Consider the following 13,540-nt stretch of genomic DNA (forward strand, 5'->3'; position numbering starts at 1 on the left):
TTTCATCGTCTGGTTCTGGACCGTTGGCCCTTGGCGGACTGGGCGAGCATGACCCTGAACACCATGTCGTCCAGGCCGCGGACCTGCAGAGCCTTCCCCGCGACCCGAGCTCCGATCGCGGTTGCTCTGTCCAGCGGGAATGCTGCCCGGACGTAGATGTACGCCTGGTCGAGGCTGTGCTGGGTCGCAGCCGTGAAGATCCGATCGGCGGCCTGCTGAAGACGTAGCTCGATCCCGTGCCAATCGGTGCCCACCAGTTTCCCGTCTCGTTTGACGATCCTGCCGTCAACCATGACCAGCTCGACGTCGCCTGCCCCTGCTTGCACGACGACGGTCTTGACCGGGTCGAGGAGAGGCGACAGGTGGTGCTCCGCGGTGCGCACCAGGATCAGGTCAGCACGCTTCCCGACCTCCAATGTGCCCACCTCGCGGTCCAGGCCGGCCGCGCGGGCGCCGTCGATGGTGGCGGCGCGCAGGGCGTGCTCCGTGGTCAGCTGCAACTTGTCCGGCATCATCCGGTGGTCGCCGAGCTTGTCGTTGGCGGCCATGCGCCCGGCTGCCAAGGCCAGGCGCATCTGGGTGAACAGGTCCCCCGAGCCTCCCGAGACGATGTCGACTCCCAGACCACAGGCCACTCCTGCGTTCCGTGCCCTGGGCCAGATCGGAGTTCCCATACCCATCTGCATCTCGCTCTCCGGGGTCACCGAGATCGAGGCGCCGACGCTCGCGATACGTGACAGGTCGGCGCGGGACAGCACGTTCCCGTGGACCAAGAGTGTGCGGTCGTCGATCATGCCCTTCGCCAGGAGTCGGGTGACATAACGGGTGCCGCGGGCGAACGGCCCGTTGGCGACGTGCACCGAGAACCGATGCGCACCCAGGCGCCGGGCAAGCTCCACCTCCGGGACGGTGTAGTGCAAGGGGGCGAAGAGGAAGTCGCTGCCGCTGATCCCGAACCGGATCAGACCAGCGTCAGCAGGCAGCCTCGCGGCGCGAAGCCTCTCCGCGTCCTGGTGGCGCCAACGGGAGGTGAAGGTCCGTTCAGGCTCGATGGGTACGTCGGGGTTGGCGACATCGGGCAGGCCGTAGCAGTAGACGGCTCGAATCCCCGCGTTCTCCAGACCCGTGAGCAACGCGTCGGCATGATCCGGGGTGACGACCAGGTGAGCGTTGTCGACCACCGTTGTCACGCCGGCGTTCAGCGCATCCAACGCGCCTGCGTAGTTGGCCAGTTCCGCGTCAGCCGCGGTGAAGTGGGGCGCGTAGCCGTAACGCACCAGCGCCATGTAGTCGTACAGGGTCCCGTCGGCCAAGGTGGCTCGCAGGAGCGACTGCCAGGTGTGACGGTGCGTGTCGACCATGCCGGGCATGACGATGCCTGCACGTGCGTCGACCACCTCGGCATCGGTGACTCCGAGGTCTTGTCCGATCGCGGCGATCCGACCGTCCTCGACCAACAGCTGGTTGAGTCCAGGCGGAGCCGGTTCGGCGACGGTCAGCAGGTTGGCGTTGGTGATCAGTACGCGTCTGGACATGGTTCCACCTCGGATCGATTGCGGCTTTCAGGTGGCGGAGGGGGTCAGCAGTGAGATCGCGGCCTGCGTCTTGCTGACCATGTCTCGTGAGGCGACCGAGGCGAGATAGCCATCCGGGCGCACCAGGAGCAGCGTGTCCTCGTCGACTCCGTAGGAGTCGCGGAAGCTCCCGTTGTCATCGGTCAGAATCAGATCGGCGGTCGGGGACTGTGCGTCGATCGCCACCGTCCTCAGGGCCGCGCCGGCCGCTGGCCACTGGATCTCGCTCAACGCACGAGCTGCTCCGTCGCCGTAAGCGACGGCGGTGAAGTGTGGGCCTCGGTAGGCATCGAACATCCTCGTGGGCTTGCCCTCGGCGTCGACCACCTTGGCATCCGGCGCGCGGTCGCCGCCGCTGAGCCCGCTGGTGGTCTGGTCACCGGAGGCTGCCAGCGGACCGCCCCGATACGTGATCCCGAGCTGCTGTTCGTCCTTGCCACGACGGATGCTGGTGGGATCGAGCTTGCCGATGGCCTCGTACTTCTTGGTCGACAGGCCGAGGACTCCGGCTGCGATGGGCTGGCGCTCGGCCTCGTAGGAGTCGAGAAGGGCGTCGTCAGCTCCCCCGAGGACCTGGCCGAGCTTCCAGCCGAGGTTGTAGGCGTCCTGGATGCCGGTGTTGAGGCCTTGAGCTCCTGCGGGGGTGTGCACGTGCGCTGCGTCCCCGGCGATGAAGACCCGGCCCTGGCGATAGCTGCTGGCGAGCCGGGTGTTGGGGCGGAACACCGACCGCCAGCGAATGTCTTGGAGCTCGACACCCGATGCGTGGGTGTGGGCACGGATCCGCGCGTTGATCTCGTCGAGATCGGTGGGCGGGTTCTCGTCCGGCGCGAGCCGGACCATCCATTGGAAGAGATCGCTGTCGGGCAATGGGCACGCCGCGACGAAGCCTGCACGGAGGCGGGGCCACATGTGCCACCGGTCTCGCGACAGGCCGGTGGTGGTGGCGTCGACGATGAGGATGCGGTCCTGCTCGTCGGTCGACCCGATGAAGTCGATGCCGAGTGTGGAGCGGGTCGTGCTCGCACCACCGTCGGTGCCGACCAGGTAGCGGGCGGTGACGTGTTCGACACCGGCGGCCGTGGTGAGGGTCGCGGTGACCGTCGTGTCGTCCTGGGTGAATCCGGTGATCTCGGTGCCGTACTCGACCTTGCCGCCCAGCTCGGCGAACCGAGCGTGCAGCGCCGCGTCGGTGGCGAACTGAGGAATGAGCCACGTGTTGGGGTACGGCACGTCGGCGGTGGCCGCGCGGTTCTTCATCATGCTCCACGGGATCACGGCCCGCCCGAGGTGGAGGCCGAGCTTGGGATACAGGCTCCCCTGGTCGAGGACGGCCGAGAGAACACCGAGATCGTCGAGGACCTCGAGTGTTCGCGGCTGGAGTCCCTTCGCGCGGGACCCTTCAAAGGAGTGCGGTGCCTTGTCGACGATCCGGACGTCGAGGCCGCGACGCACCAGGTCGATCGCCAGCGCCGAGCCACTCGGGCCGGCACCAGCGATGAGTACGTCGATCACGGTGTCATCTGTCTTCATTGCTCGAGCCGTTCTGTTGGATGGGTGGTGAACGACGCGACCAGGTGCGCGACCTCGTCGGGTCGCTCGAGTGGCGTCATGTGCCCGCACTGCGCGATCACGTGACACTGTCGCGGCTGCAGGAGTGTGCGAGCCTCGTCGAGGCTGGCGATGGGGGTGACGTGGTCGTCGTCGCCCCAGATGAGCATGGTGGGAATGCCCGAGTGGCCGGTGCGACCGAAGAGTTCGGCCCGGCCGTGCAGGGGCAGATTCTGCAGCGTCGAGAACAACGCGTACATGGAGCCTTGGTAGCGAAACGCGTCGCGCACCATCCGGGTCAGGGCCGCCGCACTTGCGTCGTCCCGCACGTTGTGGCCCAGGTGGTTTTCCAGAATTCGCCGTCCGAGCCGTCTGCCGACGAACGCGGCAGCGTGATCGCTCTTGAAGAGCCAACGGCTCGCCGGGGCGGCGGACAGCCCTGCCGGCCCGGCAAGAGTCAGGCTCTTGATGTCCGAGCGGCCCGCCACGTACGCCATGGCGATGATCGCGCCCATCGAGGTCCCGACAACGTGGTGAGGTGGGAGTCCGAGCGCGTCCACGAGCTCCTCGACCTGACCGACGAATACTGCCTCGTCGTAGTCGCACGTCAGGCGCTGCGAATACCCACGTCCATAGGCGCTGAACGCGAGCGTTCGCAATCCCATGCCGTGCAGGTGCTCGGCCAGGCCGTCCCAGTAGAACAGGGGAACGGTCAACCCTCCGGTGAGGACGACGGTCTCGCCGTCCTCGGGGCCGGTCAGCTCGTAGTGCGTCACGCCCTGGGACAGCTCGACGAAGCTTCCGCGTAGGCCGCGCCTCGCTCGCTCGTCCAGGAGAAGGTCCTCTCCTTGACCGACGAAGTACTTCATGATCGCGCCCCGTCCTGCGTCGGGCGATCTCTGTGGAGATCCGGATCGCCTTCCAGAAACTCGCGGATCCGCGCGGCAGCCCACTCAGGGTCCTCCTCGGGCAGCAAGTGGCCCCCGGTCGGGTGGGTCCGCTCGACCGCTCCCGGGATGTCCCGGCCGAAGTGCTGAGCGTCGATCGACGCGCTGCGAAGCACGAGCGTCGGTACGGCGACATCAGGAATCAGGCTGCTGCGATCCTCCTGGTCCGTGTTCGCGAAGTCGACGAAGGCAGACCGGTTGCCAGGGAGGTTCATCATCGCGTGGACGCGGTCGACCATCGCCTCGTCCACGATCGACGGTCGACCGACAAGCGCGCGAAGGTTGCGCTCCGTCGCCCGCCTCGGAAGCCCGCGCCGCAGCAGCGGACGGAGGATCGGGTTGCGGGCCAGTCGTATGCCCATCGGGAGAGACTTCTCGGGGTAGCCCGTGGCGTTGATGAGCACCAGGTTCTCCACCCGAGAGGGTTCGGCCAGGGCAAGGTTCCAGCCGATGTTGCCGCCGAGCGAGTTGCCGACGACGGAGAAGCGTTCCAGGCCCAGCTCGGTCATGAACCCAGCGACCGTGTCGACGTACGTCGACACCCGGTAGTCCCTGTCGGGGCGCGGTCCGGTGAGCCCGAAACCAGGGAGGTCGAGGGTGATGACGTCGAACGACGTGGACAGGCGCTCCGCGACGCGCTCGAAACCGTGGATCGACGAGCCGCTCCCGTGCAGCAGCAGAAGCGGGCGGCCGCTGCCGGAGCGCTTGAAGTGCAGCCGCAGGTCGCCGACGACGGCGAATCGAGAGTCCGGGTCCGGATCAACAAGGGAGGATTTCATAACGGATACAGTGTTGTCATTAATGCTGGCGCTTGTCAACAACTATCGGATACGATGTAACCGATATGAATGCGCGCACTGATTCCGCTGCCGAATCGACCTCAGGTCCGGACGGCGACACCGACGCCCCTCGTCCTGGCCGCTCGCGCGGCCGTCCGCCTGTCCCCAAGGAACGAATCGTTGCGACAGCACTGAAGATCGTTGACGAGGAAGGTGCCGAGGCCCTCTCGCTCCGCGTTCTGGCGCAACGGCTGGACTCGAGCACCGCGACCCTGTATCGACACTTCTCCAATCGGGCCGAGCTGATCAACCACGTGATCGACCACACGTTCGGCAGGGTCCCTGTTCAGGTCGACGAGCTCCGGAGCCTCGGCTGGGAGAACGCGTGCCGAGCCATGGCCACGTGGATGTTCGAGAACCTTCGACGCCATCCGAACGTCGCACCCCTACTCCTCGCCCAGGTGCCCACCGGGCCGAATGCGTTGGCACTGCGGGAGGTCGCCCTCCAGGTGCTTCTGGACGCCGGGTTCCAGCCACCAGTCGCAATCCGTTGCTACGCGACGCTCGCGCGATTCGTCCTGGGTTTCGCCATCCAGCTCAACGGTGAGGACACAGAGGACGCGGCACCCGCCCAGGCCTATCGGAACCCCGGCGACGACAGCCGCCCCGCCTCAGCTGCCGTGGCCGACTTCTTCCCCGTCCCGCTGGATGACGAGTTCAGCTTCGGCCTCAATCTTCTGGTGACCGGACTGGCCCAACTGCGACGAGAAGGAAGCGCATGAGGTCCTCACAACCCTCTCGAGAACCCGCGCGAGGCTCCGCCGAGGGCTCCGGCTCGAGCTCGGTCGAGATCCCAGCGGCAGCAGCGCGCATCGCCGCCACCGCCCCACCGGGCCGAATCCCCTTGCCGATCAACCGGCTCACGGCACCTCTCCTCCGGGCAGCCGTCAATCGGCGCGTTCGCCAGCAGATGCGTACGGCGCTCACGAACTTCGACGGCGACATCGCCGAGGACAACGTCGCCGGCGTGCGCGTCACCCGCGCTTGGAAACGCTCAGCAGCACTGAACGGTGGCATGCAGCCATGGGCCGTCTCACCCAGATCAGCCGGGTCCGAACTCTGACCAGGTCATGTATCTGAGCGGGGTCCACGGTCCGTCCGCGACGAAGTGCGCGTGGCCACCTGTTCAGGCAGTTTGTCAGGCAAGACCGGACAATCGTTCGACGGACCGAAAAGCAAACCAGCCTCCGACCCGGGTAAAACACCTGGTCGGAGGCTGGTTCTTCGCGTGCGTGATACTGGGTTCGAACCAGTGACCCCTTCGGTGTGAACGAAGTGCGCTACCACTGCGCCAATCACGCGTTGCGGGTGAAACATTAGCGCATCCGCTCGCCGGACCCACATTCGGGGACACGCCGGACGTAGGCTCCGAGCCATCGGCACGACACCCGAGGGCAACCCGAAGGAGCAACGATGCTCGCGTACGAACGGACCGGCAGCGGGGAGCCGCTGCTCCTGATCCATGGGATCGCGCACCGCCGGCAGGCGTGGGCGGGGGTGGTGGAGCGGCTGGCCGACGAGTTCGAGGTGATCACGGTCGATCTGCCGGGACACGGTGAGTCGCCGGCGTTCGATCTGGCGGGACGTACGGTGCGGGAGGCGGTGACGGCGGAGCTCCATGCGCTGCGCAGCGAGCTCGGGGTCGAGCGGCCGCACGTCGCGGGCAACAGCCTCGGCGGGCTGCTCGCGCTGGAGATGGGCGATGCCGGGCACGCGCGTACGGTGACGGCGCTCTCCCCCGCCGGGTTCTGGATGAACCGCGTCGACTACCTCTACGTGCGCGGGCTGTTCGCCGGCATCCAGGCGGTCGCGCGGCCGCTGGCGCCTGTGGCGGGGACCGTGCTGCAGTCTCGGGTGGCGCGTACGGTCACGATGAGCCCCTTCTTCGCCCACCCGGAGCGGATCGACCCGGCGGTCGCGGCCGCCGACACGGCCAACATGGTCACCTCGCGGGAAGGGATCAAGACGTTCTTCAGCGGTGTCTACCGCTACGACTACCCCGGACCGCCCGAGCCCGAGGTCCCCACCACGATCGCCTGGGCATCGCGCGACCTCACCCTGCTTCCCTACCAGGCGAAGGTGGCCGCGCGACGCCTTCCGCACGCAAACCATCGGTGGCTGGCGGGGTGCGGCCACGTACCGATGAACGATGACCCCGACCTGGTGGCCGAGGTCATCCGCGAGACCGCCCGTACGCAGCCGCGCGGCCAGCAGGTCGCCTAGCAGGTCGCCTACCCGCGAGCGGCGAGGATCCCGCGCGGGTCGAAGGCGACCCGGATCTCGGTGATCAGCCCGTCCTCGACGCGCATCCAGTTGGCGGTCGGGGCGGGCTCGGCGACGGTGGTGTGCAGGTCGAACCAGGTGATCACGCTCGGCCCCTCGGCGAGCCGCTCCTTCACCTCGATCCTGTCGAGCACCTGCGCCATCCCCTCCAGGCCGGCGACGCACTCGTCGGCGCCTGAGATCGTGGCGAGCGGGCCGGCGAAGCTCACCTCGTCGGCCAGCAGCGAGCGCAGGCGGGCGAAGTCGCGCTCCTGCCAGGCGGTGAAGTACGTCTCGGCGAGCTCGGCAGCGGATGCGGTCATCGGGTCTCCTCAGGTCGGTTCGATTTTCACCACCCAGCCTGACCGGGATCGATTCAGCACTCAAACAGATAGTTCTGCTGGTTGCTAGCATCAATGCTTATGGAGATCGGACAGCTCCGCTACTTCGTCGCCGTCGTCGACCACGGCTCGTTCACGGCCGCGGCGCAGCGGCTCCACGTCAGCCAGTCGGGAATCAGTGCCCAGCTCGCCAAGCTCGAGCGCGAGCTCGGGCACGACCTGCTCGTCCGGGGGCCTCGCAGCGTACGGCTGACCCATGCCGGCGAGACCCTCCTCCCTCGCGCCCGCGAGGCGATCCGGGCGATCGAGGGCGTGCGGCAGAGCGCCGACGAGCTGAGCGACCTCATCCGGGGCCACGTACGCCTCGGGATGATCGCCGGCTGCACGATCCCCGGTTTCCTCGACGCCGTCGCCACCTTCCACCGGGAGCACCCCGGCGTCGGCGTCGAGCTCGTCGAGGACACCTCCGACCGCCTCCAGCGGCGTACGTTGGCCGGCGAGCTCGATTTGAGCCTGATCTCCCATGCGGGACCTGTCATCGACGGCCTGGCCACGGAGTCGGTCAGCGACGAGCGGCTCGCGGTGATCACGCCGGCCGGCCATCGTCTCGCCAACGCGCGGCCGCGGCTCGCCGATCTCCACGCGGAGACGGTGCTGTGCATCCCACCCGGGACGGGCGTACGGACGGCTCTGGAGCAGTCGTGCGCCCGGGCCGGGGTGGAGCCGAAGGTCGACCTGTCCGGGTCGAACCCGGAGACGCTGCTCGGGCTCACCGCGCGCGGGCTGGGGGTCTGCGTGCTGGCCGAGTCGATGGCGGCCGGGACGGATCTGGTCGCGACGCCGATCGTGGATGCGGAGGTGCGCGCCGGTCTGGCGCTCGTGATCCGGGAGGGCGACCAGCAGCGCGCCAGCCGCCGGCTCCACGGCCTGCTTCAGGCTGCGCTGACCTGAGGATGGCGCAGCCCGGGGTGGTCCTCGGGCAAGGAGCGGCGCAGCACGAACCAGCTCACCAGCAGGCAGAGCGCGACCAGGGGCCAGCTGAGCGCGACCCGGGCGATCGCCAGGGCGACCACGTCGCCGGACCACCACAGCGGGCCGAAGATCGCGACCCGGATGACGTACTGACAGACCCAGACCCAGCTCGCCAGCGCATAGCCGCGCAGCAGGACGGGATCGCGGCGCCAGGCACCGCGCTGGCGCAGCACCAGGCCGACGACCACGCCGAGCAGCGGCCAGCGGAACGCGATGCTGACCACCCACACCAGGGCGCTGGCCGCGTTGGCCGCGAGCTGGACCACGAAGAAGTCCTCTGCCCGCCCCGTACGCAGCGCGATCATCGCCGCGACCGCGACCCCCGCCACCCCCAGCAGCACAGCGCGCGGCTTGCGCCCCTTGCGCCACTGCCAGACGGCCACGAGCGCGGCCAGGCCGAGCGCCACCACCGTCGCAACCCACAGCTCCCCGCTGACCAGCCAGCCGGCCACGAAGGCGACCGGCGGCACCGTGGCGTCGATCGCGCCGCGGGCTCCTCCGAGGAGGTCGGCCAGGGTCTCGGCGTCGTCGTCGCGGCGGTCGGTCGTCGTCACGCGAGTAAGGGTAGCCTTACTAGCAAGTGGCATGACGTCTCGGGCCGCCGAAGTGACGCCTCGCCCGGCCGGGGTGACGCCTCGCCCGGCACAGCTGACGCCTCGGCCCGCGGGGGTGACGGCTCGGCAAAATTTCACCGGGAGGGCAACCGGGCGACGTACCCCGGCCATCCGGCGCCGATTGGCTCTGAGCGCCGCTGCTCGGGCACGCGGAGACGGCTTATCTCACGCGGAGGATTCAACGTGTCACACGAGCACCACTCCCACTCGCACGGGCCCGACGGTCACCACCACGCCCACGAGCACGGCCACGAGCACGGCCACTCCCACTCTCACTCCCACGAGGTCGACGAGATCACCCTCGCCGCCTCCTCGGACGCGTCCGACAGCGACCTGCGTCCCGCCGAGGTCTCCCGGCGCAACCTGCTCCGCGCCGCCGGCATCGCCGGTGCGGTGACCGCCGGGATGGCGGGCATGACCGGCGTGACCCCGGCGATGGCCGAGACCGCGACCGCCACCGCCCGGACCGGCAACCGGGCCACCATCCGGCACTGGCTCGCCGGCGACCACCACATCCACACCCAGCACAGCTCGGACGCGATGTACCGGGTCATCGACCAGGCGCAGCACGGCGCGGCGTACGGCCTGGACTGGCTGGTCATCACCGACCACGGCGGCGCGACCCACGCCAAGCTCGGCGTCGAGCTGGTCAACCCCGACATCGTGGCCGCGCGCAAGGTCCTCAAGGACACCCTGATCTTCCAGGGGCTGGAGTGGAACATCCCGGCCGCCGAGCACGGCACCGTCTTCGTCGCCCCGGGCGCCCACGAGGTCGCCGTGCTCAAGTAGTTCGAGAACGACTACGACGGCTCGGTCAAGGGCGCCAGCGGCAACTCCCCAGAGAACGAGGCGCTCGCCGTCGCCGGCATCCAGTGGCTCGGCAAGCAGGTCGACAAGCGCCGCGTCGCGGACGCCCTCTTCCTGGCCAACCACCCGGCCCGCAACGGCATCGACAGCCCGCACGAGGTGCGCGGCTGGCGTGACGCCGACCCGCGGATCGCGATCGGCTGGGAGGGTGCCCCCGGCCACCAGGCAGCCGGTCTGCCCGCCGGCTACGGTCCCGGCAGTGCCCGTGGCTACTACGGCAACGGCCCCGGCCCGAACTCCTTCCCCGGCTACCCCGCCGAGTCCTACCGCTCCTGGGGCGGCTTCGACTGGTTCACCTCGACCGTCGGCGGCCTGTGGGACTCGCTGCTCGCCGAGGGCAAGCCGTGGTCGATCAGCGCCAACTCCGACTCGCACGTCAACTGGGGCGACACCTCGCGCCGCCCCGACGGCTCGGACTCGGCGTACTTCAACGCCAACGGCCGCTACGGCGACCCGGTCTACGCCGGCTCGGTCAACAACACCGCCGGTGACTTCTGGCCGGGCTACTATAGCCGTACCCACGTCGGCGCCACCGAGCGCAGCTACGGCGCGGTCATGAAGGGCCTGCGCAACGGCCGGGTCTGGGTCGACCACGGCGCGCTGGTGAAGTCGGTCGACGTCCGCGTCGTCTCCTCCGACGGCGGCTCGGAGAGCCTCGGCGGCACCCTGAAGGCCAAGAAGGGCAGCCGGATCTCGCTGGTCGTCACCATCGCCGCCCAGGACGTGCCGAACTGGTCGCAGTTCATCCCGTCGCTCAACCGGGTCGACGTGATCCGGGGCGCGGTCGACCCGACGTACGTCTCGGACCGCGACACCTGGAAGGCGCCCGACACCAAGGTGATCGAGCAGACCGACACCTCGGGCCGCACCGGCACCTTCCAGCTGCGCTACGACCTCGGTCGCGTCGAGGAGGCGTTCTACGTACGCGTCCGCGGCACCGACGCCAACCGGTTCCAGCCCGGCTACCTCGGTGCGAGCGTCGACCCGGCCGGTCCCGCGATCGACGTCGTCGGCGACGCCGACCCGTGGGTCGACCTGTGGTTCTACACCAACCCGGTCTGGGTCGTCCCGACTCGATGACCACCCTGGCCGTCGACACCGACGCCCGGGATCTCGCCGGCGCCGAGCACCTCGTCCATCGCCTGGACGAGGTGCTCGGCGCGGGCCGGCCCGAGGATGCGTACGTCATCAGCACCCATGTCGTGCGCGAGCCGACCGCCCGCTTCGTGGCCGTCCTGGACTGGCCCGGCGGCCCGGCGGTCGAGGAGCTGACCGCGCTGCTCGCCGACCGGCTCCCCGATGCGTACGTCACCCTCGACTCCCCCGCGATCGCCGAGGCGGAGGCCCGGACCGCCGGCCGCCTGGCCCGCTACCCGGGCCGGAGGAGCATCGAGACCGTCACCACGGTGGCCGCGGTCGAGGCCGGCAGCGTCGTCGACGCCGTCGAAGGCCTGGCCGGGATCGACCTCGAGCCCGCGGACACCCTCGACCTCACCGGGTTCGCGCGGCCGGTGTGGCGCGAGGGGCGCTGCGTGCTCCTGGTCCAGCGGGCCGCCGCCGGCCTGGTGCCGTTCGAGGCCCGCCACCAGATCCCCTGCTGCTCCGACCACTGAGACCAGCCACCGATCGAGAAGCCTCAGACCGACGCGGAACCCCGCGGCAGTGGCGCCTCCCAGTGGCGCCACATCGCCAGCAGCCGCCACCCGGAGCAGGTCACGAACGCGACCGCCATGGCGAGTGTCGCGGGTATCCCGGCGTAGAGCCCGAAGGCCGCGACCGCGGCGCCGGCGAAGGCCGGGATGGCGTAGAAGACGCTGCGGCGCAGGATGATCGGGACCCGTCCGGCGAGCACGTCGCGGATCGCGCCGCCGCCCACGCCCGTGGCCAGGCCCATGATCGCGGCCGCGAGCGGGGAGAGGCCGAAGTCGAGCGCCTTGACGGCGCCGGCGATGACGAACAGCCCCAGCCCGAGGGCGTCGAAGACGTTGACCATGGGCTCCAGGCGGCCCAGCGCGGGGTGGAAGAAGAAGGTCAGCAGACCGGCCGTCATCGGCACCACGAGGTAGCGCCAGTCGGAGAGCGCGGCGACCGGCGTCGCGCCGATGGCCATGTCACGCAGGAAGCCGCCGCCGAGACCGGTGACGCAGGCGAGGACGATCACGCCGAAGATGTCGAGCTCCTTGCGGACCGCCATCAGGCCTCCGGAGAGCGCGAAGACGAAGCACCCGACCAGGTCGAGCACGAGAAGGGTCAGCGACTGTTCCACTGCCAAATGGTCGCCTCGTTGATCGCGAAAACCCCAAATGCCACGGCCTCGCGGCATGGGCACCCCATACGATGACGGTCAGTGGCGTAGGGTCGTCACAACCGTTTCTAGAATTGAGAAGAGGATGTCGGCCGAAGGATTGCCTTTGACTCCGGGCCAGCTCGAAGAGCAGGCACCGGATGAGGTTGGTCCCGTCCTTCTGCGGCTCATCTCGGTCAGTGACGATGGTCTACGCATGCTTCTCGTCGATGACGAGGATCGTGAATACACCGCCGACATCGACGACCGTCTCCGTGCAGCACTCGAGGCTGTGTCGACCCGCCGATCGGAGCAAACCGTGAACAAGACCCCGAGCAGCAGCCTGCGGCCCCGTGACATTCAGACCCGTATCCGTGCGGGCGAGAGTGCCGAGGAGGTCGCCGCTGTCGCCGGCACCACGGTCGAGAAGATCTTGGCCTTCGCCGGTCCCGTCCTCGCCGAGCGCGAGCACATGGCGCAGCGTGCCCAGCAGGCTTCCGTACGCCGTCGGCCCGGTGAGGCCGCCAGCACCGCCCGCACCCTGGGCGAGGCCGTCAGCGCCCACTTCCAGACGATGTACGTCGACCCCGACTCGGTCAACTGGGACTCCTACCGGCGTCCCGACGGGCGCTGGAAGCTCACCGGTGAATACGAGACCGCCGAGCGCTCCGGCATCGCCGAGCTGACCTACGACGCCCCCGGCAACTACGTCGAGCTCGACAACGACGACGCCCGGTGGCTGACCGGCGAGAAGCTCGAGGCCGCTGCGCCCGAGCCGGAGCCGGTCGTCACCGACGACATGCTCGCCGCCCGCCGGCGCCGCGCGAAGAGCCCGGCCCCGGCCGCACCGGCCACCCCTCCCCCGGCTCCCAAGCCGGTCCCGGCGGCCAAGGCCGCGAAGCCGGACCCGGTCGATGTGGACACCCCGCTCGAGGCCTTCCTGGGCGACGAGAGCCCGACCGAGAAGCAGGCAGCGGTCCCGGCCGAGCCGGAGCCCGTCGCCGAGCCGATCGCCGAGCCGGCAGCCGCCGAGGCAGAACCCGCCGAGGAGGCCCCGCAGAAGCCCGCCAAGAAGGCGTCCTCGCGCCGCAAGCGCGCCTCGGTGCCGAGCTGGGACGAGATCATGTTCGGCGGCGGCAAGCAGGACTGACAGACTCCTCACACCACGTTCACGGACCGGCCATCGGCCGGTCCGTGATGCGTTGGGGAGCCGACCGACCAGTGTCGGG

General features: G+C 69.3%; 14 protein-coding genes and 1 tRNA gene. 7 read left to right on the forward strand and 8 right to left on the reverse strand.

What is annotated here, in order from left to right; translation table 11 throughout:
- Positions 1–2: 2 nt before the first annotated feature.
- Genes HD557_RS15830 through HD557_RS15845 form a run of 4 tightly spaced genes read right to left on the reverse strand, consistent with a single transcriptional unit; the run spans position 3 to position 4,851 of the window.
- Positions 3–1,535, reverse strand: a complete 1,533-nt coding sequence (locus HD557_RS15830; RefSeq protein ID WP_196874591.1) for an amidohydrolase family protein — start codon at positions 1,533–1,535, stop codon at positions 3–5.
- Between the two features lie 27 nt (positions 1,536–1,562).
- A complete protein-coding gene (locus tag HD557_RS15835) occupies positions 1,563–3,107 on the reverse strand; it encodes an FAD-dependent oxidoreductase (protein WP_196874592.1) in 1,545 nt (514 codons plus the stop codon).
- The gene (locus HD557_RS15840) at positions 3,104–3,994 is read right to left on the reverse strand and encodes an alpha/beta fold hydrolase (protein ID WP_196874593.1); all 891 of its coding nucleotides are present in this window, start codon (positions 3,992–3,994) and stop codon (positions 3,104–3,106) included. Before HD557_RS15840 ends, HD557_RS15835 begins: the two co-directional genes overlap by 4 nt.
- Positions 3,991–4,851: an alpha/beta fold hydrolase gene (locus HD557_RS15845; RefSeq protein ID WP_196874594.1), complete on the reverse strand. Its 861-nt coding sequence runs from the start codon at positions 4,849–4,851 to the stop codon at positions 3,991–3,993. Before HD557_RS15845 ends, HD557_RS15840 begins: the two co-directional genes overlap by 4 nt.
- Before the next feature lie 65 nt (positions 4,852–4,916).
- Here HD557_RS15845 and HD557_RS15850 point away from each other — a divergent pair, with 65 nt between their 5' ends.
- Positions 4,917–5,633: a TetR/AcrR family transcriptional regulator gene (locus HD557_RS15850; RefSeq protein ID WP_196874595.1), complete on the forward strand. Its 717-nt coding sequence runs from the start codon at positions 4,917–4,919 to the stop codon at positions 5,631–5,633.
- Positions 5,634–6,140: 507 nt separating this feature from the next.
- Here the strand turns inward: HD557_RS15850 and HD557_RS15855 are convergent.
- Positions 6,141–6,212 (reverse strand) — tRNA-Val (locus HD557_RS15855).
- Positions 6,213–6,324: 112 nt separating this feature from the next.
- Between HD557_RS15855 and HD557_RS15860 the strand changes: the two genes are divergently transcribed.
- The gene (locus HD557_RS15860) at positions 6,325–7,134 is read left to right on the forward strand and encodes an alpha/beta fold hydrolase (protein WP_196874596.1); all 810 of its coding nucleotides are present in this window, start codon (positions 6,325–6,327) and stop codon (positions 7,132–7,134) included.
- Between the two features lie 8 nt (positions 7,135–7,142).
- Here HD557_RS15860 and HD557_RS15865 read toward each other — a convergent pair whose 3' ends face one another.
- Positions 7,143–7,496, reverse strand: a complete 354-nt coding sequence (locus HD557_RS15865) for a nuclear transport factor 2 family protein (RefSeq protein ID WP_196874597.1) — start codon at positions 7,494–7,496, stop codon at positions 7,143–7,145.
- Positions 7,497–7,595: 99 nt separating this feature from the next.
- Between HD557_RS15865 and HD557_RS15870 the strand changes: the two genes are divergently transcribed.
- Positions 7,596–8,465, forward strand: coding sequence for a LysR family transcriptional regulator (locus HD557_RS15870; RefSeq protein ID WP_196874598.1), 870 nt, complete (start codon positions 7,596–7,598; stop codon positions 8,463–8,465).
- Here HD557_RS15870 and HD557_RS15875 read toward each other — a convergent pair.
- A complete protein-coding gene (locus tag HD557_RS15875) occupies positions 8,447–9,100 on the reverse strand; it encodes a DUF3159 domain-containing protein (RefSeq protein ID WP_008361716.1) in 654 nt (217 codons plus the stop codon). The genes HD557_RS15870 and HD557_RS15875 overlap by 19 nt on opposite strands.
- 243 nt (positions 9,101–9,343) lie before the next feature.
- Here HD557_RS15875 and HD557_RS28285 point away from each other — a divergent pair, with 243 nt between their 5' ends.
- The 3 genes from HD557_RS28285 (at position 9,344) to HD557_RS15885 (ending at position 11,640) form a co-directional block, all read left to right on the forward strand.
- Positions 9,344–9,949 (forward strand): hypothetical protein, encoded by a 606-nt coding sequence (locus HD557_RS28285; RefSeq protein ID WP_231380317.1) that lies wholly within the window; start codon positions 9,344–9,346, stop codon positions 9,947–9,949.
- 177 nt (positions 9,950–10,126) lie between these two features.
- A complete protein-coding gene (locus HD557_RS28290; protein ID WP_231380318.1) occupies positions 10,127–11,107 on the forward strand; it encodes a hypothetical protein in 981 nt (326 codons plus the stop codon).
- Complete coding sequence (locus tag HD557_RS15885) at positions 11,104–11,640, forward strand: hypothetical protein (RefSeq protein ID WP_196874599.1); 537 nt, start codon at positions 11,104–11,106, stop codon at positions 11,638–11,640. Before HD557_RS28290 ends, HD557_RS15885 begins: the two co-directional genes overlap by 4 nt.
- Positions 11,641–11,663: 23 nt before the next feature.
- On the opposite strand, the gene HD557_RS15890 is transcribed toward HD557_RS15885, so the two are convergent.
- Positions 11,664–12,293 carry a trimeric intracellular cation channel family protein gene (locus tag HD557_RS15890; RefSeq protein WP_008361723.1) on the reverse strand — a complete coding sequence of 210 codons (630 nt, stop codon included), beginning with the start codon at positions 12,291–12,293 and terminating at the stop codon, positions 11,664–11,666.
- 124 nt (positions 12,294–12,417) lie between these two features.
- Here HD557_RS15890 and sepH point away from each other — a divergent pair, with 124 nt between their 5' ends.
- Positions 12,418–13,461 (forward strand): septation protein SepH, encoded by a 1,044-nt coding sequence (gene sepH / locus HD557_RS15895; protein ID WP_269210646.1) that lies wholly within the window; start codon positions 12,418–12,420, stop codon positions 13,459–13,461.
- Positions 13,462–13,540: the final 79 nt, after the last annotated feature.

The sequence above is a fragment of the Nocardioides luteus genome, from assembly GCF_015752315.1.
Classification (GTDB): Bacteria; Actinomycetota; Actinomycetes; order Propionibacteriales; family Nocardioidaceae; genus Nocardioides.

Bases quoted from the DNA above. Each gene is read 5' to 3' on its own strand.
- HD557_RS15885 (WP_196874599.1), top strand. From the start codon at position 11,104: ATGACCACCCTGGCCGTCGACACCGACGCCCGGGATCTCGCCGGCGCC.
- HD557_RS15865 (WP_196874597.1), bottom strand. From the start codon at position 7,496: ATGACCGCATCCGCTGCCGAGCTCGCCGAGACGTACTTCACCGCCTGG.
- HD557_RS15830 (WP_196874591.1), bottom strand. From the start codon at position 1,535: ATGTCCAGACGCGTACTGATCACCAACGCCAACCTGCTGACCGTCGCC.
- HD557_RS15860 (WP_196874596.1), top strand. From the start codon at position 6,325: ATGCTCGCGTACGAACGGACCGGCAGCGGGGAGCCGCTGCTCCTGATC.
- HD557_RS15840 (WP_196874593.1), bottom strand. From the start codon at position 3,994: ATGAAGTACTTCGTCGGTCAAGGAGAGGACCTTCTCCTGGACGAGCGA.
- HD557_RS15835 (WP_196874592.1), bottom strand. From the start codon at position 3,107: ATGAAGACAGATGACACCGTGATCGACGTACTCATCGCTGGTGCCGGC.
- HD557_RS15850 (WP_196874595.1), top strand. From the start codon at position 4,917: ATGAATGCGCGCACTGATTCCGCTGCCGAATCGACCTCAGGTCCGGAC.
- HD557_RS15845 (WP_196874594.1), bottom strand. From the start codon at position 4,851: ATGAAATCCTCCCTTGTTGATCCGGACCCGGACTCTCGATTCGCCGTC.
- HD557_RS15870 (WP_196874598.1), top strand. From the start codon at position 7,596: ATGGAGATCGGACAGCTCCGCTACTTCGTCGCCGTCGTCGACCACGGC.
- sepH (WP_269210646.1), top strand. From the start codon at position 12,418: ATGTCGGCCGAAGGATTGCCTTTGACTCCGGGCCAGCTCGAAGAGCAG.